19 protein-coding genes and 1 tRNA gene are annotated in these 16,615 nt (G+C 65.6%); all 20 read right to left on the bottom strand.

Features of this window, described 5'->3' with window-relative positions:
• Positions 1 to 51: 51 nt before the first annotated feature.
• The 20 genes from ACN6PJ_RS15910 to ACN6PJ_RS15815 all read right to left on the bottom strand — a co-directional run bounded on the left by ACN6PJ_RS15910 (position 52) and on the right by ACN6PJ_RS15815 (position 16,554).
• Positions 52 to 462: a hypothetical protein gene (locus tag ACN6PJ_RS15910; RefSeq protein ID WP_427996814.1), complete on the bottom strand. Its 411-nt coding sequence runs from the start codon at positions 460 to 462 to the stop codon at positions 52 to 54.
• Positions 459 to 1,790 (bottom strand): phage tail protein, encoded by a 1,332-nt coding sequence (locus tag ACN6PJ_RS15905; protein ID WP_427996813.1) that lies wholly within the window; start codon positions 1,788 to 1,790, stop codon positions 459 to 461. Before ACN6PJ_RS15905 ends, ACN6PJ_RS15910 begins: the two co-directional genes overlap by 4 nt.
• 3 nt (positions 1,791 to 1,793) lie before the next feature.
• Positions 1,794 to 2,246, bottom strand: a complete 453-nt coding sequence (locus ACN6PJ_RS15900; protein ID WP_427996812.1) for a hypothetical protein — start codon at positions 2,244 to 2,246, stop codon at positions 1,794 to 1,796.
• A 19-nt stretch (positions 2,247 to 2,265) separates the two neighbouring features.
• Positions 2,266 to 2,799, bottom strand: a complete 534-nt coding sequence (locus ACN6PJ_RS15895) for a hypothetical protein (RefSeq protein WP_427996811.1) — start codon at positions 2,797 to 2,799, stop codon at positions 2,266 to 2,268.
• The gene (locus ACN6PJ_RS15890) at positions 2,800 to 3,189 is read right to left on the bottom strand and encodes a hypothetical protein (RefSeq protein ID WP_427996810.1); all 390 of its coding nucleotides are present in this window, start codon (positions 3,187 to 3,189) and stop codon (positions 2,800 to 2,802) included.
• Positions 3,190 to 3,192: 3 nt separating this feature from the next.
• Positions 3,193 to 3,834 carry a DUF6682 family protein gene (locus ACN6PJ_RS15885; RefSeq protein WP_427996809.1) on the bottom strand — a complete coding sequence of 214 codons (642 nt, stop codon included), beginning with the start codon at positions 3,832 to 3,834 and terminating at the stop codon, positions 3,193 to 3,195.
• Complete coding sequence (locus ACN6PJ_RS15880) at positions 3,831 to 4,481, bottom strand: hypothetical protein (RefSeq protein ID WP_427996808.1); 651 nt, start codon at positions 4,479 to 4,481, stop codon at positions 3,831 to 3,833. Before ACN6PJ_RS15880 ends, ACN6PJ_RS15885 begins: the two co-directional genes overlap by 4 nt.
• Positions 4,481 to 4,906 (bottom strand): hypothetical protein, encoded by a 426-nt coding sequence (locus ACN6PJ_RS15875; protein ID WP_427996807.1) that lies wholly within the window; start codon positions 4,904 to 4,906, stop codon positions 4,481 to 4,483. The genes ACN6PJ_RS15880 and ACN6PJ_RS15875 overlap by 1 nt, the downstream gene beginning before the upstream one ends.
• 86 nt (positions 4,907 to 4,992) lie before the next feature.
• On the bottom strand, positions 4,993 to 5,412 hold the full coding sequence (locus tag ACN6PJ_RS15870; RefSeq protein ID WP_427996806.1) for a hypothetical protein: 420 nt from the start codon (positions 5,410 to 5,412) through the stop codon (positions 4,993 to 4,995).
• 52 nt (positions 5,413 to 5,464) lie between these two features.
• Entirely contained in the window at positions 5,465 to 6,763 is a 1,299-nt protein-coding gene (locus tag ACN6PJ_RS15865; RefSeq protein WP_427996805.1) for a DUF4043 family protein, read from the bottom strand.
• A gap of 21 nt (positions 6,764 to 6,784) precedes the next feature.
• Complete coding sequence (locus ACN6PJ_RS15860) at positions 6,785 to 7,855, bottom strand: hypothetical protein (RefSeq protein WP_427996804.1); 1,071 nt, start codon at positions 7,853 to 7,855, stop codon at positions 6,785 to 6,787.
• Between the two features lie 123 nt (positions 7,856 to 7,978).
• Positions 7,979 to 10,255 (bottom strand): hypothetical protein, encoded by a 2,277-nt coding sequence (locus tag ACN6PJ_RS15855; RefSeq protein WP_427996803.1) that lies wholly within the window; start codon positions 10,253 to 10,255, stop codon positions 7,979 to 7,981.
• Positions 10,252 to 11,658: a terminase large subunit domain-containing protein gene (locus ACN6PJ_RS15850; protein WP_427996802.1), complete on the bottom strand. Its 1,407-nt coding sequence runs from the start codon at positions 11,656 to 11,658 to the stop codon at positions 10,252 to 10,254. The genes ACN6PJ_RS15855 and ACN6PJ_RS15850 overlap by 4 nt, the downstream gene beginning before the upstream one ends.
• A complete protein-coding gene (locus ACN6PJ_RS15845; RefSeq protein ID WP_427996801.1) occupies positions 11,658 to 12,374 on the bottom strand; it encodes a terminase small subunit in 717 nt (238 codons plus the stop codon). Before ACN6PJ_RS15845 ends, ACN6PJ_RS15850 begins: the two co-directional genes overlap by 1 nt.
• Before the next feature lie 876 nt (positions 12,375 to 13,250).
• Positions 13,251 to 13,336 (bottom strand) — tRNA-Ile (locus ACN6PJ_RS15840).
• Positions 13,337 to 13,364: 28 nt separating this feature from the next.
• On the bottom strand, positions 13,365 to 14,051 hold the full coding sequence (locus ACN6PJ_RS15835) for a hypothetical protein (protein WP_427996800.1): 687 nt from the start codon (positions 14,049 to 14,051) through the stop codon (positions 13,365 to 13,367).
• Positions 14,038 to 14,637, bottom strand: coding sequence for a hypothetical protein (locus ACN6PJ_RS15830; protein ID WP_427996799.1), 600 nt, complete (start codon positions 14,635 to 14,637; stop codon positions 14,038 to 14,040). The genes ACN6PJ_RS15835 and ACN6PJ_RS15830 overlap by 14 nt, the downstream gene beginning before the upstream one ends.
• Positions 14,634 to 15,161: a RusA family crossover junction endodeoxyribonuclease gene (locus ACN6PJ_RS15825; RefSeq protein ID WP_082394962.1), complete on the bottom strand. Its 528-nt coding sequence runs from the start codon at positions 15,159 to 15,161 to the stop codon at positions 14,634 to 14,636. The genes ACN6PJ_RS15830 and ACN6PJ_RS15825 overlap by 4 nt, the downstream gene beginning before the upstream one ends.
• On the bottom strand, positions 15,161 to 15,388 hold the full coding sequence (locus ACN6PJ_RS15820) for a hypothetical protein (RefSeq protein WP_427996798.1): 228 nt from the start codon (positions 15,386 to 15,388) through the stop codon (positions 15,161 to 15,163). The genes ACN6PJ_RS15825 and ACN6PJ_RS15820 overlap by 1 nt, the downstream gene beginning before the upstream one ends.
• Positions 15,385 to 16,554 carry a DUF1376 domain-containing protein gene (locus ACN6PJ_RS15815; RefSeq protein WP_427996797.1) on the bottom strand — a complete coding sequence of 390 codons (1,170 nt, stop codon included), beginning with the start codon at positions 16,552 to 16,554 and terminating at the stop codon, positions 15,385 to 15,387. Before ACN6PJ_RS15815 ends, ACN6PJ_RS15820 begins: the two co-directional genes overlap by 4 nt.
• Positions 16,555 to 16,615 lie beyond the last annotated feature (61 nt).

Here is a 16,615-nt window from a genome sequence, read left to right as displayed (position 1 = left end):
GTGTGGTGGGCATTGGCCCGTATTTCGTTGTTCATTGAGCGCGGCCGCTGGCTACGCCCTGAGGGATGCCGCAAAGAGAAACAGCTTGTCCAGGGCTTCGCTGGTCAGCCCCAGTTCATCTGCAATCGCGATCAACGTCGGGCTGGTGCGTTCGAAATCCTGCAGTTCCTCCCACGCCCGCACGTAGTAGGCCGGCGTGTCCGGGGTCGCCATCAGCGCCTCGACGGCGTCGAAGAGCGACACTCGCTCGCCGGGGTTGCCGTGGAGTGTGAGGAGCATGGCCTCGCGACCCTGCCAGCGCGAAACAACCTGGGGCACCGGCGGAGGCGGCAAGACCCAGATTCCGCCCGGGCTTGCCACGTGGTCGGGGCTGGGGCGTGCCCCGTCCATCAGGACCCACCCATCCGGGCAGTCCCCGCCGATCTGCTGAAGGCTTTGGCCGGGTTCGGCGTAGATGTTCATAGTGTCGTCCTAATTTTCCACACGAGAAGCCGCATCTGTGCGGTCGCAATGGCCGATTGCTCACCACCGCCTCCACCGCCAATACTTCCAGGGCCAGCGACGGCGGTCCTCCCTGTCTGCAATACGATCTGCCCGGACGAGAGTTGGCTTGCCTTTGCCCCATAGACGGACCAAACGCCAGTCGCGTCGTTGTAGCTAGAAGCCCACCCCGGATCAAACCAGGCGCCCCCCGTATTAATCTGACATTGGGCAATAACCGCGAAGCCAGGAAAAGGGTTGGTCAGCACGTATCGAGTGTTATTGATGATCGATGCTGGAGACGCCTGTGAGCCGTTGGCGTAGTAAATCAGGCCATTAACGGAATCGTTCAGACTCTGAAAAGACGCTGCCAGCGCAGCGAGGTCGCTGGCAAGCTGCGCCGCGTCCACGCTTCCGGGGTTCACTACCGCGCCGAACGCCTTGATGACGAAGCAGCCGGTGACGTTCTGCGGGTACGTCTTACCACCGGTTCGAACGGGGTCCCCCAAATGGGTTGTGGGCGGGCCGTCAGTACCGTATTGCGATCCGCCGCCAACACCAAAATCCACCTGACCGTATGCCGTCCCGGTGCCTGCACCGGCCTTGATGTTGATCTGGTGGTTGTGGTGCTGGAACTGGTCCCTTTGCAGCAGACCGGACGTACCCGCCGAATCGCCACCGTCGCCGGACAAGAAGACGCGGCCCAGCGAACCTGAAGACTTGCCGTTGTAGTCCGGAACACGAATCGTCGTGGCGCCGTCGCCCAGCGTGTAGGCGCCGCGCTTGAGCGGATCAGCCTGCCAGTCCGCCTCGGACACAACCGGCACGCGGCCATCGATCACCGCCTGCGCTAGGTCAGGATACGTGGCGCGGGACACCGTCTGGCCATCGCCAGGAATCCATCCTGCCCAGATGGCCGCCCTCAGCGAACACCAGTCCACCTTGCCTACGGGCAGTTCCGAGCGAACGCTGTAGCTGCCTTTCGCCACATCCCATTCCGCCATTCCCTGGCCATTCAACCAGATCGGCCCGATGTCGCTGGTGGGCGTCTCGCTCGCATCAAAGGGTTGGACCGTCCGGCGCAGCAATCGGGCCTCTTCGACCCAGCCATCATTGGCGGCATTGCGGCGCTTGAGCCAGCCCGTACCCGTGTCGGCCCAGCGCATGAATGGCAAGACGAAGGCGCCCACAAGAGAGGCGGGATCCTCGGCGCCAGAGAAATCGGTCACAACGTTGACGAAGTTGTCATCGACCTCGTCGCGGGTCAGAAGGCGCGCCAGATTGCGCCGAAGCGTGAGCAAGCGGCCCATGGCTTACCCGCGCTGCTGCGCCAACGTCCAGTTGATCGTAAACACATCCTCGGGTTCCTTGTTCTTCACGCCGAACACCGAGCGGTTCGTCATCATCCCCGCCGTGGCTGCGTTGAACAGGCCCGCCTCCGTGACGGGGCCCGAGCCCACGCCTTCACCGAAGGTTGCCGTATAAAGCCGCTCGGCGCCCACGCCCGAAATCGTCACGGGTACGCGGCTCCCGGCAATTTCGGATTCCAACGCGCCGTCGGTCCCGGCCGCCGGCGTCGTGCCGATGCCGAGCGCCATGTGGGAAATCACGTCCACCGCCTCGCCCGCCGCGCGGGCCGCCAGGTAGGCCAGGCCTGCGTCGGTAAAGAGATTCTTGATCAGGAAGCGTTCGGTTTTGCCGGTGCGGCCGCGATAGGCGATGATCTCCAAATCGCCTCGGGCCAAGGTGCCGGAGCGGCGTTGCATTTTCTTCATGGAATTTCCTTCAGAAGGAGATGGCGTCGCCGACGTAATCGGCGGCGTAGTCAAGGGCGTAGTTCTCCAGCACAACATCGCCGGAGTCTTGGGACATGGCAACGTCGCGCCGTTCACGCGCTGCCGCGAGCGCCAGGACGTCGACCGCCACCGCGGCGTCGAATCTCACAGAGCGCACCGCCTGGCTCGTCCAATCCACGGCCGCGCCGGCCGATACCCGCACAAAGGCAAGGGAAAACAGGTCGATCGATCCTGCAGCGTCACGTCGGGGAAAGGCCACGCCGGCGGCGGTCCGGTCCCGGGTCGCCGAGACGTCACGCCGCCGCCCAGTGATATCGGTGGCATGCCAATCCATGTTGGCGGCCTCATCGCGCCGGTTCAGGATGCGGATCAGGCGGAAGTACTCCACCGCCAGGCCCAGGTCGGTCAGGATCGGATTCAGGCCCAGCGGATCCGCCACGGCGTCCACCGTCGCCACGACCGTGCCGGACGGATCGACGGTGGCCTGGACAATCTCGTATTCGATGTGCACGGGGCCGGTCATCTAGAACTGCTCCCGCACTTGGAATTTCAGGATGGCGAACGCCGTCTGGATACGGCCATCCGGAAAGGTCACCTCGACTTCGCCCTCGTACTCGCCTGCGGTGTCCAGAGCGTCGTCCGACCAGTTCATGGCCAGGCGGCCGCCGCGGCCGGCCACGTCATACGGCGGGCGGAAATCCACCTCTCCAGTCTCAGGATCGACGTAGCCCGCGATGGCAAAGCACGGCATCGTGTCTTTCACGGTGTTGGCGCCCACCTCCCGGAACAGCAGGCGCGCCGTGGTGCCGGGCGAGGACAGGTCCAGCGGCCGCCGCGTGCGCTGGTCGGTCAGCGACAGCTGCAGCTGCGGCCCGGTGTCGCCCTGGACCAGGCGGATTTTGTTGGTTGCCATGCGCTATTTCTGCTCGTTGGGGCTGGTCACGGCCTTCGCCGTCACGTCGCCGGTCAGGGTGGAGTGGCAGGCGGCCAGGTGCTGCGCGGCGCGCTGATGAAAGGCCGGCACGGTGTCGGCCTCTTTCAGGAAGGCCCGGTACAGGACGTAATCGACGAGCGCCGCTGCGTATTCCCCCTCCTGCTCGAGCTCCACCTCGCCATCGGACTGCGACACTGCCGCGGGCCGCTTCGCATACGAAAGTTCGATCACCACGCCATCGCGCGCCGGCGGGTACACCTCAAACTGGCCGGGGCTGCGTTCGTCATAAAGGAAATGTCGGATCTCCTGGGCCTTGGCCTGGCTGCGCCAGTTCGGGCGCACGCGGCCCAGGGCGCCGGCGTCCGCCACGGTGATGGCACGCTGGCGGGTGGCCGACACATTGCGCGGCACGTCGAAGAGCACCCGCGCGCCATTGGGCAGCTGCTGCCGCGCCCCTTCGACGCAGACGAAATCCTCGGAGACTTCGAACAGGTCAGGCCGCATCCGATAGGTTTCCAGGCGCCCATCGCTCAGCCACATCGGCAGCTCGGACTCTTCCCAATAGTCCGCGTCAGCGTCCTGCAGGATGATCCTGGCGCGGTCAAGGACTTCGCTGACCTTCATTTGAATTCGTCTCCGCCGGTGCGCATGCGCCGCTTGGCGAAGCCGCGGGCGCCATCGTCGGCCAGCCGATTGCAGGCCTGGTCAAACTCGGTCCGGTAGGCTGGCGCCCTGCCCGCATCGGCATAGCCGGCCTTGTGCAGGTGCAGGCGCGCCAACGCGCCATCGGCCACATGCTCGGCGTAGCGATTGAGAAGCACGTCGGCCAGCTCTCGCGCGGTGCGAGTAGGCGCATAGGCGACCTCCAGGCGCAGCGCCCTGGGCGCCTTGACCGTCAGGGACGGCACCAGCTGGATAAATCCCGGCAGGCGGCAATAGAAGCGCTGCACCTCCGCCGTGGTCCCTGCAGTCCGCCACGCCCATCCATCCGGGTACAGTTCCTCCAGCTCCGGCCGCGTGGCGGGACCTATCCGTCCCTCGGGCAACCAAGCCCCCATCACATCGACGACCTGCGTATCCGCCTCGGGCGCGTCCAGTTCGTACTCCGTCGTACCCGGCACCAGCGTCACCGGATCCAGGAATGCCCGCAGCAGGCGCGTGCGGGTGCAGAACTCGACGGCGGCGTCCAGGATGGCGTCTTCGACGGCCGGCGCGGGCGCACCCTCTGCGAACGGATAGACGAACCGCTCGAAGTCCGCGAGGCTGGCCATCAGGTCGGCTCACCCGCGGCGCGCGAGTTGGACAGGCTGATGATCTGCTGGATCATCTCGTCCTTCTTCAGGCCGTTGTCCAGCTGCTGGTTGAATTCCCCCAGCGCGAACGCCACCAGATCCTCTTTCTTCATGCCCTGCAGGTTGGGCATACTGAAGGGCGGCACCTGGCTCTGCTCCTTGCTTTGAATACCGGCCGGGACTTCGTTCTCCGTCACCACCAGGCCCACTCGGGCCGGGTCGGCGTCGGCTTCGTCCCAGCCTTCGCGCCAGACATCGGCATAGCGCGTCAGCTGCGCCGCGATCAGCGGCGGCAGGTAATGGATCTCACCGCGCTGCCACACCAATCCGGTGCCGGCGACGGTGTCGACCTTGCGTTCCTTCTTCCCGACATAGAGGATCGGGATCAGGTTGTTTTGCTCCATGGGAACCCCCAAAAAAGACGGGGCCAGACGGGTAACCGTCCAGCCCCTGAATGCCGCGCGTAGCGGCACAGCCCCAGCCAAGGAAACTAGGCCACGCCCACCATCTGGCCGTTGATCAGCGCAGTCAGCCGCGGCGTGCCCGTGAAGGCGGCGCCAGCGACCGTGGCAATCAGCTTGACCGGCCGTTTGAAGGTGATGGGGTGGGCTTCCGATTCCACGATGCCAGCCGCGGCGACGTCAGCGCCCGCCAGCCAGGCGTCCAGGTCGGCGAGCGGGCCATCGCTGGCGTCGTAGGGCTCGAAGCCCAAATCGAGAGTGACGCCGGCGCCGGCCGCATCGGTGATCAGCCGCACCGCGGTCACCACGACGCCGGCCGGAATGACGCCCAGGTAGATCTTGTCGCCGATGGCGGCGGCCGCCTGATAGCCGTAGGTTTCCACCCAGGCATTGCCGAAGGCCTGCGTGTGCAGCGGCTTCGAGTTGTAGTCGGGAGAGTAGCGGTCCATGAATTTCTCCAGTTCCACCGGAGCAGGCGGCCGGGTGGCCGCCCGCCGCCGATCAGGTGTTGAGGTTGACGACGGTGTCCAGGGCGATCACGCCGTGGTCGGTCGGGATCTTGTTGCCGCGGGAGTCCGGAACGGAGAAACGCAGCTTGGCCTTGCCGCACATCACTTCACCGGCCACTTCCAGGTTGCGCTCGAAGTTGTAGCGGTTCTCCATCCAGTTGGCGTAGGTGTCCGAGCCCTGGTTCTTTCCGTAGACGTGCGCCAGCGCCTGGGCGCCCAGCAGCATGGCGCGGTCGACGTTGTAGCCGGGCTGCAGGCTGTTCACGGTGACGGAAGACTCCGCCGCCGTCGCCTGTCCGGCCTGGGTGCAGTAGTTCACGGCGTCGCCCGCGTTGAAGCGGATCGCCCGGTCCATCTTGCGCACCAGGATGTTGTGCCAGATGCCGGCCTCGCCCGTGAACAGCGGATGCTTCTTGCCGCCCGTGAACGACGAGGCGCGGTTCCAGGCATTCTGCAGGAACGTGCGCCATTGCAGGCTGTTGGCCGCCGTGTTGGTCAGGATGCTCTGCCACTGGCGATTGGTGACCAGCAGCAGGTACAGCGGCTCGTCGTCGGCCGCGGCATCGCCCGGGATCTTGATGGGCTGGAGCTTGAACTCCATGTCATCGATGATCGCGCCGAGGTGATCGATATGTTCCAGCTTGAACGTGTCGGTGGTATCGATCGCGCTCAGCGCCTGGCCGCCCTGCACCAGCGACGTGCCATCGGCGACCCAGTGGCGATTGTAGGTGGGGGCCTTGACCGGGTTGATCAGGATTTCATCGAACTCCGGGTCGCTCACCATCGGCACCACCCAGTCCGTGCCGACCTGGGAACCGCGCGCGCCCGCCAGGTGGGTAATCGTGGTCTGATCGTTCAGACGCTTGAAATAGCCGATCAGGTTGGCCATCGCCAGGCCGCGCAGATTGTGCACCGTGCGCTGCTGCGTCATCTTGCCGCCGGCGTCCACGACCTTCGTGGCCAAGTCGATGCGGATGTCCATGCTGGACATATCCAGGCGCTCGCCCTTGCCCTCGGCCTGCTTGTCCCCCATGATCGGCTTGCCGCCGGTCTGGTTGATCAGGTCTACGCTGACCTGGTCACCCTGGGATTTGGACAGGTCGGTGACGCGCACCAGCGGCATGTCGGGGCTGGTCTGCCCCTTCAGCTTCGCTTCGGCGCCCGACTGCTTGGGCGCCGGGCCCGTGAGGTTGTTCATCAGCGAGGGCTGACGCTGGGTGTTGGCGAACAGCGCCGCGCCGAATACCTTGCGCGCGAGCGGCGAGCCAACGGGAACATTGGTTTGGGACATATTGCCTCCAGTTCGTGAGAATTACGAAGAGAGGCGCGCCAGCTGCGCTTCGATTTCATCCGGCGACATGTTCATGAAATGGTCCGTCAGGGCACTGCCCGACAGCGCCATCATGGCGTCGGCCTGGGAACCGGCGGCCGGCTGGCCGCCAGGGATATCGGAAAGCGTGGAAGGACCCGATGCGCTTTCCTTCGCCTTGGCGACGGCTTGCGCAACGCGCGCGGCTTCATCGGCTGGCTGCTGCGCAGGCGCGGCCTTGGCCGCGCTGGGCAACTCGATGGTTCCGCGTTCGGCTTCGTACATACGGACCGCCGCTTCGAACCGCTCGGAAAGCGGTTTGTCCTTCCACGCCGCGCGGCTGCGCAGCATGGAGTCGATGTCGGCGACCTCGTTGAACGCGGCCGGGTCGGTGGCACGGAGATGGGCGAGCTTCTGATTGGCCTGGATGGTGTCCTCGATGGACACCAACGCCTGAACCTGCTGTTCGCGGCGCGCGGTTTCGGCCTCCTCAGCTGCCGGACGGCCGGCGTCCACCTGGTCGCGCAGGTCTTTCACCATGGCGATCAGGCCGTCCATCCGCTGGGCAACCTCGGGGGCTTCTTCGCGCAGCTGCTCGAGCAACTGTTCGTCGACGATCGAAGACAGATCGGCCGACTTGGTGGCCTTGCCCTGCTGGGCGGCGGCCTGGTCCAGCTCCAGCTTGGCCGTCAGGTCCCGCACCATCTGCTCCGCGCGGATGCGGTTTTCCCGCTCCTGCGCCAGCACCTGGTACGGAATGACGTGCTTGCCGTCCTTTGCTTGAACACCAGCTGCAGCGTCGTCGCCTTCGACGGCCGAGGCCGCCGCGGTCAGTTCCTGCTGCTGCTTTCCTTCCTCGCCGGTGCCGGGCGCTGCACCGCTGGTATCGCCCTTGGGGGTGGCGCCGGCCGCGGCGTCCGCGCCGGCTCCTTCGTTCGAGGGATCGTCGGCACTGATGGCGGCATGCTGCCCGCCGACCAGCGCGGCCAGATCCTCGTCCGACATGCTGAGGGGATCGCGCAAGACCTCTTCGAGGTTGCCGATGTTGGTGTCCGTCGTGTTTTCCGTGCTCATCTCTTCCTGCTCCTAGTTTTCGGATAGGTCCGGGGGGTTGAAACGAAAAAAGCCCCCAGCGATTTCTCGATGGGGGCCTGCGGTTTGCCCGTATCCCAGGGCGGGGAATCTGTACGTGAGGCGCTACGCTGCCGCCGGTTGCTGGCCAGACAGGCGCGCCAGGACCTGGTCGACCTCGTCGGTGAGCTGCTTGAACTGGGCCTGCAGCTGGGCGCCGCCCGCCTGAGCCTCGGCGCGGATACGCGCTCGCTCGGTTTCGGCTTCTTCGTGCATGGCGGTCTGCTGCAGGCGGGTCCGCCATTCCGTGGCACGGTCGGCCAGCTGCTGCCGCAGCTTCTGCAATTCCTGCTGGTACTGCGCCAGCGCGCCGTCCACCTGGCCGACCGTGTCGGTGTCGCCCGCGGCGCTGGCGTCCTGGCGGATCTTCTCGGCCTCGGCCAGCAGCTTCTGCGTGCGCGCCTCGCGCTCGGCGATCTTGGATTGCGCGTCGGCCATCGCGGCCTGCATCTGAGCCTGGGCCGCCTCGTCCGCCTGGGTCTTGGCGGCCTGCGCCTCCGGTGAATTGGGGTCAGCCTGGATCCCCAGCTGCGACCGCAGGAACTCCGCCATTTCCTTGCGCTTGCTGAAATCAGACATTTCCAGCGCGAAGGGGATCAGCAGGCCCTGCATATTGGGCGGCATGGACTTCAGGATTTCCGCGAAGGCGGCGAACTGCTGGGCGCGGTAGGTGGGCGTGCTGGGCACGTCGGTCAGGGCGACCTTGACCGGCGCCGTCTGGACGTCGTTCTCCTTGTAGGGCTGGCCGGTGACCGGGTCCTTTCGGGGAATGTTGACCATCACCTTGCGCTTGACCGTGCCGTTGTCCACCAGGATCTCGGCCTGGCCGGTCATGTCCTCTTTGATGAGATCCAGCAGCGCATTGCCGACGCCGCGACGGGCGACCCGGTAGTTGTCGTTGATCTTGGCCAGCGTGGTAACGCCCTGCTCCACCAGCGACTGGATGGCCAGGCCGGAGCTGGCATTGGACTGCTGGCCCATCATGGCCGCGTAGACGCCGGCGGCTTCCTGGATCGCCTGCTTGCGCTCCTGCATGATCTGGAACTGCTGCTGGGACAGCTCGAAGTTGGTTTCGACCTTGATCTGGCCGCGTTGCGCCCGGGGGTTGGTGACGACGAAGGCATCAGCCTTGCCCAGCTCTCGCGACACGTCGCTCATCGTGTTGTATTTTTCGTCGATCGCATCCGAATCGACGAAGGCCCGGCGGCTGTTGAGCAACCACATCATGCGGGCCGTCCGCGCGTTCACTTCGTCCTGGGGGGAAATCATGGCGCGGATCAGGCCGTAGGGCACGCCCGTCAAGTCCTCCCGGTAGCCGAAGAACGGGATATAGGGAAACCGGCGGCGGTTCGTCGCGCGGTCCAGCACCCTGATAGGGCCGATATAGAAGGCCGACCGGATCTTGTCGTAGACGGCCAGCTTGGGCTGCACGGCGCCGGAGGCGACCAGCGCGCGGTGCACCTGGTTTTGCTCGTTGAACTCCAGCGTGCGGCCGCCGGGCAGCGCCAGCACCAGGCCGCGCACCCAGACCCGGTACCAGACTTCGAAGCACGTCACGATCCGGCGATCGATGTCGCGCCAATCCAGGTCGTCCCAGGTCGTGCGCGTGCCCTGCAGCGCATCATTGAAGAACTCGGCGGAAACCCGCGCTTCGTTGGTCAGGTAGTCCGCCCAGTCGCGCCAGTTGGCCGCGGCGAGGATCATCTCCCGATGCTGCGGAAAAAATGCGGCGATGTGGTCGGCGTCGTACCGCTTCCTGCGCACCACGTACCGGGCATCACTCCAGTCCAGGGCCTTGCTGCGCCAATCCCAGAACATTTCCGACCGGTGCACGCTGGTCACGCGGTACGGGTAATGAAACGGGTTGCTATCTCGGGAGACTTCCACCACGCCCAGGCCAGCCTTGATCTGGCCCGCGTATGCGTCGGATGTCGCCGTGTCCGCCTGCGTCTCGCGCTCGGTTTCGTGCATCTTGGCCGACAATGCCTCGGCGACGTCCTGGTACTTGTCGTCATCCCCGCCGACCCGCCAGTCGGTGCGGGTCTTGGCCTCCATACCCAGCACAGCGTTGACGGTGGGCTGAATCAGGTTGGTGATCAAAGTGCCCAAGCCCTTTTCGTCCAGCCGCGCCAGAGTATCCGCGTCCAGCTGGTTGCCGTCGTAGTAGTCGCAGGCGCGATCCGCTTCGCGGCGCCAGGCCGGTTGATCGCGGATCTCTTCTAGCCAGCGCTCAAGCTGCGTGACGGACAGCGCGCCCGGCTCGGTCTTGGCCTGGTCGCGGGCGTGCGCAGTCGCGCCATCGTCGCCGCCGAGGAGGCGGAAGCCGGTAACAGAAGTGTTCATGCGCGCCAGGATTCCCGGTGTCGTTTGAAATTGATGGGCACGTTGTTGATTGCGAAGCGGAGGGACATCACGCCGTAGCGCGATGCGGAAATGACGTCGTCATCGATCTTCACGATGGCGCCGTCCTTACGGTGAAAGGTGCGGTACTCGGAAAGCCACAGCTCCAGGTGGGAAAACACCTTGAACCGGCCGGTGACCATGCGGTTGAGCATGATCTGGATGCCGGCCTCGACGCCATTCGAGCCATCCTCGAACTGCGTGCGCTCCGGCAGCATGGATACACCCTCGGCGATGTAGGCGTCGCGCATCGGCGTGCCGGTGTCTTTCTGCGCCTGGAGGGCGTCATGCGGCCAGGCCACCGGGATCCAGCTGCCGCGGCCCTTGATGGCGCTGGCGTGCACGGAAACCGGCTGCTTCTTGGCGGCGTAGACGTCGTACACGTAGACGATGTCGGCGTCCTGGTTGTGCGCCAGCCAGGCCGCCGCGGTCGGGTGATCCCAGCCCAGGTCCAGGCCGCAGATGCGCGGCCAGCTGTCCGGGATGTTGAACGGCGGCACCACGATGCTGGACTCCGGCACCGGGAACACCGCGCCGGAGCCCAGCACCGGCTTGCCGTAGGCCCTGGCCTCGCGCTCGTGCTCCGGGTAGCTGGCCAGGATCGCATCGGCCTGCTCACGGCTGTAGTGCTCGGCATCGTAGATGCCCATGAACACCACGACCGTGCCGGTGTGCTTGTCGATCAGGAAACGTTTGACCGTCTCCGACATGCCCATCAGGGGCGTGAAGGTCATGTACACCGGGCCCAGCGTCGTGTTGGTCCGGGTGATCGCCTCCATGTAGATGTCGTGGGGCGGCTCTTCGTCCAGCCAGACGAAGTCCAGGGTTTCCGCCTGGAACTTCGCCCGGCCCTGCTCGTAGTTCCGGAACCCCAGGACGCTCTCGCCGGCCTGGACGTCACCGCCGCCACCGTGCCGCACCACGATGATGGAGACGGCGCCAGGGACACCAGACAGCGGCGCAACCTCCTTGATGGCGTCCGCCGGGATGGCGCCGGTGCCTCGATCGCTCTCCACGCCGGGCCGGCCCAGCAGCAGGCGCTGCATGCCGTCCCGAGTCAGCGCCGCGGAAACCGAGGCCGCCCAGCCCGCCGTCGGCCGCTGGAAGACCTTGCCTTCCCACCAGTCGGGGTAGCGCCCCGTCAGGTGCATGGCCGTCTCATACGCGCCGGAATAGGTCTTGCCCAGCTGGTTGCCGGCAGAAAAAAGGCGCTCGCGATAATCGGCGCCCTGTGCGTGGAACTCCCTCTGCTTCTCGTACGGCCGGTAGTACTTCAGCCGGTTGCGCTTGGCACGCCAGGCGCGTTCCTGCAGCGCCCGGGCCAGCATCAAACGCGGGTTGGACATCAGTGCATCGTGGCCCCGGCGGCAGCGGCGCGCAGCTGGGCGAGGACGGTTTCCACGGGCACGCCTTCCAGTTCGGCGATCTCCTTTGCCGCTTCGGCGATGGTCTGGTCCAGTTCGGCATCCGACTTCTTGTCGAGGTCGCCGATGCGCAGTTCCTTGCGCTCGACGAACATGCCTAGATTGCGGCCGATCAGTTCGAGGTTCGGCGTCTTGGCCGCCAGCTTGAGCGTGAAATTGCCGTTGCGGTCCCAGCTCCAGCCGACGATGCAGCGGCGCACGCGCTCGGGCAGCAGCCGCAAGTCCCGGGGGCTGGTGATGTCGCGTACCTCGCCCGTGGTCGGGTCGGTGACCACCAGGTCGGCCGGATCGTAGAAGCCCATTGCCACCAATTCGGCCATGACGCGCTCGGCCGTGATCTCCAGCTTCTCCGACAGCTTGTCGCGCAGCGCCTGGACCGCAGCAGCGACATTAGCCTGCGCTAGCAGCCGCGACGCACCACTGACGGCCGCCGCGCCCCTCGCCCGATAGGCAGCCTCGTAGGCCTTGGTCTGGTTCAGGAAGCCGCCGGCGGCGAACTCGTCCACGAACCGGCGCTGCTGGGGCGTCAGCGGGCTATCCGCAGACACCACGCGGCGGGCGGACGGCGACAGCGTGCGTTTCGAGCGCGCAGGCGACTTCCGCGCCGGCGTGGGCGCTTTGGACGGAGAATTGGACATGAGAGGTTCAGGTAACGAATTGAATACAATCGCCGCAACGTAGAAGCAGCACCGGAGGAACTGTGCCAATCGAGGATGTGCCTGACAAAGCGCGCCGCAACTTGATGTTTGTCGCCACAGGGATCATTGCAGTCTGGGCTCTGGGGATACCCCTTGACGGAAGGCTCATCGGCGTTATCGAGGTTCAGCAAATTCAGCCCTGGCGAGCGTGGGCGTGCGCCGTACTCGTCCTCATGTACTGCTGCGCTCGCTATCACTACGCACCGAGCACGATTGCGGGCCTGTCTGACTGGAGGAAAGCCAGAGCCAAGATGCGTTCAGAAATCGTCGGGGACTTGGTGAGAACCGCCATCAAGAAGAGACTTGAAGGCACTACCCAGGACCGAGTGTCCCTTACATACCCGCATGAGCCGACGGACGGGTATCGATTTGGACGGATCGTTCCGGGTCACGAAAGCGCCTTCAACCAGTGGAAGGGAAAAGTGGAAATCCACTGGGCTCCCAACGATGTTTTGGCGGCTCAGCCGAGTGTTGAAGTCTTGAAGAAAATGGGGCATTCCGCCCTTGTCGGCTTCAACGTAAACTTCCGTTCCCGCTTTCGAGCGGAAATAGCAGTCTGGCGTCATAGCCTTCGGCTGGGGTGGACCACATTAGAGTATCTACTTCCCTACCCGCTCACGGCCTTGGCATTGGGAATAGCTCTTTACCACCTGACGGCGGACATAAATGCAGCTCAACACGTCTGGTGGCTTCCCCCGTGGTAGCTCCAAATAAAAAACCCCGCTCGGTTTCCCGGCGGGGTCTTAAGACGCACTGTTGACCAGTGACAGAATGGGGCCGATTTTGCGGGTGCAATCCGCAAATGTCAAGAATTCGTGGTGGGAGGACGGGAATCGAACCCGCGGCGGCGCAAAGGCCAATCGTTTATCAAACGACCATGTCTACCACTCCATCACTCTCCCAGCACACAAAGTGTAACACGTGACAGTGCTATGCGTCCCCTACAATGCCTGCACCGCGCAGCAGGCATTCAGCTAGCTCCATGGCGCGGGCCTCCTCACCCTTCTTCCCTTCCTCGACCACGCCGGCGCCCTTGAGCACTACGCGCGAGCCGCGCAGCCAGATGGTGATTTTTCCGTTCTGATCCGTAACGGTGCGATCGCTGATGCCGGCGTGCACGGCCAGGTCGGACAGCATGACCCGGCCGCGGTTGGCCTTGGCGGCGAAGTAGCGGGCGACGATGCCGTCGCGGACGGCGCGGTGCACGATGTGCCCGGACAGGATGCCGCAGGCCATGACGCCGTCGGACACCGCGCGCACTGCGGCAAACCAGTCCTGATCCCACACGCTGCTACGGCAGCACGGGCATGGCGTCGTCTGTGGCAGAAACCGCGCCTCGAGAATGCGCTGGTGCAGCGGCGCCAGCGCCTGCAGCTCGCGCAGGATGAATCCAGCCTGAGCGGCGCCGTCGACGCCGGCCAGGCCGCGGCCGGTGCGCGGCGTGCGATCAGCCATTTTCACCATGGCCGGCCGGTCCAGGGTGCCGGCGGAGTAGTTGAAGGCGTAGGTGAGCGCCTGGTGGGCACCCTTGAAAAGCGGTTCGGACACTGTGCGCTCCTGGCAATCGTGAAAATTCTGTGCGCCGGCCTGCCCGGCCAGCTGGTCATTCCTGGTCATGGAATCCGCCGGTACGCGCGCGGCTGCCGCCGTGCATCGAGTGCATGGGCGGCTGGGCGCCGAGGCGCTCGGCGTTCAGGCCCAGTCTGGCGGCCATGCGCAGCGGCGCGCGCTTGGCAACGCCTGGCACCACATGCACCTGGCTGGCGTGAACCGGTGTGAGCGCGGGTTGTGCCGGTGTAGGTTCCGGCTGCAGCTCCACCGGAACACTGGCGACCGTGGTGGTTGTCGTGCTGGAGGGGCTGGTGGCGACGGGCCCCGCAGATTGCCAGCGCGCATAGGCTTCCAGCTTCGTGGCCCCCACCCCCATGCGGCCGGCGCCGACGCACTCGTACCACTCGGCACCGGCCGGGCGACCGGGCCACAGGCGTAGCCGCGGACGCACAACGGGCCGTGTCGGCACCGCGGCGCTGGCCGGGTATCGCCGGCGCTGTTTGGGCGGTTCACCGCGCAGGCGCCGCTGGGTAGCCGTGACAATCTGCCAGACGCGTTCCGCGGATACGCCGAACTCGCGCGCCAGGTCGGTCGGCGATTCGCCGGCCTCGCGCCGGCGGGTGATTTCGAGGTCGCGATCGCGGTTGCTCATGCCTGCGCCTCCACGCCAAGGAGGCTAGCGTTCAGCGCAGCCCTCTTCACTCCTTGGGCCGGTTCCAAATGGTCGAGGAAGGTCACCTCCACCGTGACGCCCAGCTTGGCGCCGTAGACTTTGGTTTTGCCGTCATCGACGACCTGGACGTCATCGCGGTACACAACGCCGTTGCAACCGTCCTTGATGGCCTTCTCGACGTTGTCGCTATCCGGCTTCACAGTCGGTGCGATCAGACCGCCCGCGGCGCGGCGCTGGCGCACGCCGGACCAGGATTGCGGGATTGGGAGCACGATATGCAACCGCATCCGTATTGCCCCGGTATAGGGCGGACGACCCGCCATGGCCTTCGCCGCGGCGAGCCTGACCAGGCTTTCGTAAGCCACGGTCGCCTCGGGCGTGTAGTGGCGCGTGAACACGCGCGCCGCGCCGGTCTTGGGATCACGGCCGATGCGCGAGCTGGACTTCGCGCGGCCCTTCCCCTTGGGCAGACCGGGCACGTGGAAGGTGATCTGGTTCGACATCAAACTCCCTCGCTGCGCAGGTCGCGCAGCCATTCGATGCGCGCCTCGGCCTTGGCCGCCGGCGCAGGTTGGAAATTGCCGCAGGCGCGGCGCCAGAGCGGGCTGACGAAGGTGCCCGGCCGATCGGTCATGCTGGTGCAGCGTCCCAAGCCCTGAGCCGCCATGGCGGTGTGCTGGTGCCGCAGGGTGAAGCGTTCGCAGTAGACGCACTGGACAGTGTCGGTCATAGGCTCACCCCGTAGTCCGCGCGCAGCCGCGCTTTGTCGTGGTCGGTGAGCCCGGCCGCATCGATCACCCTGGCCTTGAAGCGCCAGAACTCTTCCCCTTCGCCCTGGGTGATGCCGAGCCTGGCGCCGTGCTCCGTGATGCCGCTGGCGCTGGTGACCCAGGCGTGAGGATCCGCGGCCTTTGCCGCGGCAGCGCGTTTGCCATTGACCGCACTCTGTGCGGCCGGCGGGTTCAGCACCTTGGCGACGAAGACGTCCAGGAATCCGGCCGTGATCGGGCTGTGGTCGGCCTTGTCCTCGCGATCAGCGACGGCCAGCGCGTAGGCCTCGGCCAGCTGCTCGCCCGTGACGCCGGCAGCGATCCAGGCGACGATGCGCGGGTCGTTGCTCTGCGTGCCCTTGGGCTGCTTGCCTCGGTCCTTCTCCCGGCGGCGCAGCCACACGGCCACGGCCAGGGCTTTTTCCTCGGGGCTTTTTTCCCCGTCGAGCGGCGGCGGCGAGGCGTCGCCCTCGTGCGCAGGCGCATGCGCGAGAGATGCCGCCGCTGCTTCTTTTTCTTTTAAATACTGTCCCTGTCCCTCTCCCTGTCCCTTGGAGTGAGTTTCCCGAGGGACATTGGGGGGGTGTCCCTCGGGACCACTACCGGTGTCCTTCGGGACATGCTTTTTTGTCCCAGGGACAGCGATCGGTTGTCCCTGGGGACAACCAAGGGACAACCACTCATCGAGGTCAGGGACATGGACGTCCGTACCGTGCCGCTGGTTGTGCTTCTTGATGCGCGCGCACTCGGTTTTCCAGCGCTGGATCATCTTGGCGCGCCAGGCCTCGGTGGCCTTCTCCGCCACTACAGGGTGATACAGCCGGCCGTCGGCGCACTTCACCCAGCCACGCAGGGCGCCGTCGCGGTGGCGCAGCCATTCCTTCGTGACGCGGCCGAAGCCGGCCAGCTGCGCCAGGACGTCGTCGTCGTCCGGTAGACTGGCGGCCGGCACCTGGTGCCAGGACGCGCACCACAGCAGGACCGCGCAGCGGAACGATTCGCCGTCGGCCTTCACCGCCAGGTCACTATCGCGCAGGCGCAGCACGTCCAGCGGCATGAAGGCGAAGTCCCGCAGATCACAATCCGGCGGGGTCAGGGGCGCGGGCAACTGTTGAAAATCAGTCATGTGTCACTCGCAAAAACGCAGGTCGTGACGGCACACTATGGGCTCCACAACCATGTTTCCG

It is taken from the genome of Achromobacter sp., assembly GCF_050285585.1.
In the GTDB taxonomy this organism is placed as follows: domain Bacteria; phylum Pseudomonadota; class Gammaproteobacteria; order Burkholderiales; family Burkholderiaceae_B; genus Achromobacter.
Note: the sequence above shows the minus strand (reverse complement) of the source record. Positions and strands in the feature narration are given on the sequence as shown.

Bases quoted from the DNA above. Each gene is read 5' to 3' on its own strand.
- ACN6PJ_RS15910 (WP_427996814.1), bottom strand. From the start codon at position 462: ATGAACATCTACGCCGAACCCGGCCAAAGCCTTCAGCAGATCGGCGGG.
- ACN6PJ_RS15905 (WP_427996813.1), bottom strand. From the start codon at position 1,790: ATGGGCCGCTTGCTCACGCTTCGGCGCAATCTGGCGCGCCTTCTGACC.
- ACN6PJ_RS15900 (WP_427996812.1), bottom strand. From the start codon at position 2,246: ATGCAACGCCGCTCCGGCACCTTGGCCCGAGGCGATTTGGAGATCATC.
- ACN6PJ_RS15895 (WP_427996811.1), bottom strand. From the start codon at position 2,799: ATGACCGGCCCCGTGCACATCGAATACGAGATTGTCCAGGCCACCGTC.
- ACN6PJ_RS15890 (WP_427996810.1), bottom strand. From the start codon at position 3,189: ATGGCAACCAACAAAATCCGCCTGGTCCAGGGCGACACCGGGCCGCAG.
- ACN6PJ_RS15885 (WP_427996809.1), bottom strand. From the start codon at position 3,834: ATGAAGGTCAGCGAAGTCCTTGACCGCGCCAGGATCATCCTGCAGGAC.
- ACN6PJ_RS15880 (WP_427996808.1), bottom strand. From the start codon at position 4,481: ATGGCCAGCCTCGCGGACTTCGAGCGGTTCGTCTATCCGTTCGCAGAG.
- ACN6PJ_RS15875 (WP_427996807.1), bottom strand. From the start codon at position 4,906: ATGGAGCAAAACAACCTGATCCCGATCCTCTATGTCGGGAAGAAGGAA.
- ACN6PJ_RS15870 (WP_427996806.1), bottom strand. From the start codon at position 5,412: ATGGACCGCTACTCTCCCGACTACAACTCGAAGCCGCTGCACACGCAG.
- ACN6PJ_RS15865 (WP_427996805.1), bottom strand. From the start codon at position 6,763: ATGTCCCAAACCAATGTTCCCGTTGGCTCGCCGCTCGCGCGCAAGGTA.
- ACN6PJ_RS15860 (WP_427996804.1), bottom strand. From the start codon at position 7,855: ATGAGCACGGAAAACACGACGGACACCAACATCGGCAACCTCGAAGAG.
- ACN6PJ_RS15855 (WP_427996803.1), bottom strand. From the start codon at position 10,255: ATGAACACTTCTGTTACCGGCTTCCGCCTCCTCGGCGGCGACGATGGC.
- ACN6PJ_RS15850 (WP_427996802.1), bottom strand. From the start codon at position 11,658: ATGTCCAACCCGCGTTTGATGCTGGCCCGGGCGCTGCAGGAACGCGCC.
- ACN6PJ_RS15845 (WP_427996801.1), bottom strand. From the start codon at position 12,374: ATGTCCAATTCTCCGTCCAAAGCGCCCACGCCGGCGCGGAAGTCGCCT.
- ACN6PJ_RS15835 (WP_427996800.1), bottom strand. From the start codon at position 14,051: ATGACCAGGAATGACCAGCTGGCCGGGCAGGCCGGCGCACAGAATTTT.
- ACN6PJ_RS15830 (WP_427996799.1), bottom strand. From the start codon at position 14,637: ATGAGCAACCGCGATCGCGACCTCGAAATCACCCGCCGGCGCGAGGCC.
- ACN6PJ_RS15825 (WP_082394962.1), bottom strand. From the start codon at position 15,161: ATGTCGAACCAGATCACCTTCCACGTGCCCGGTCTGCCCAAGGGGAAG.
- ACN6PJ_RS15820 (WP_427996798.1), bottom strand. From the start codon at position 15,388: ATGACCGACACTGTCCAGTGCGTCTACTGCGAACGCTTCACCCTGCGG.
- ACN6PJ_RS15815 (WP_427996797.1), bottom strand. From the start codon at position 16,554: ATGACTGATTTTCAACAGTTGCCCGCGCCCCTGACCCCGCCGGATTGT.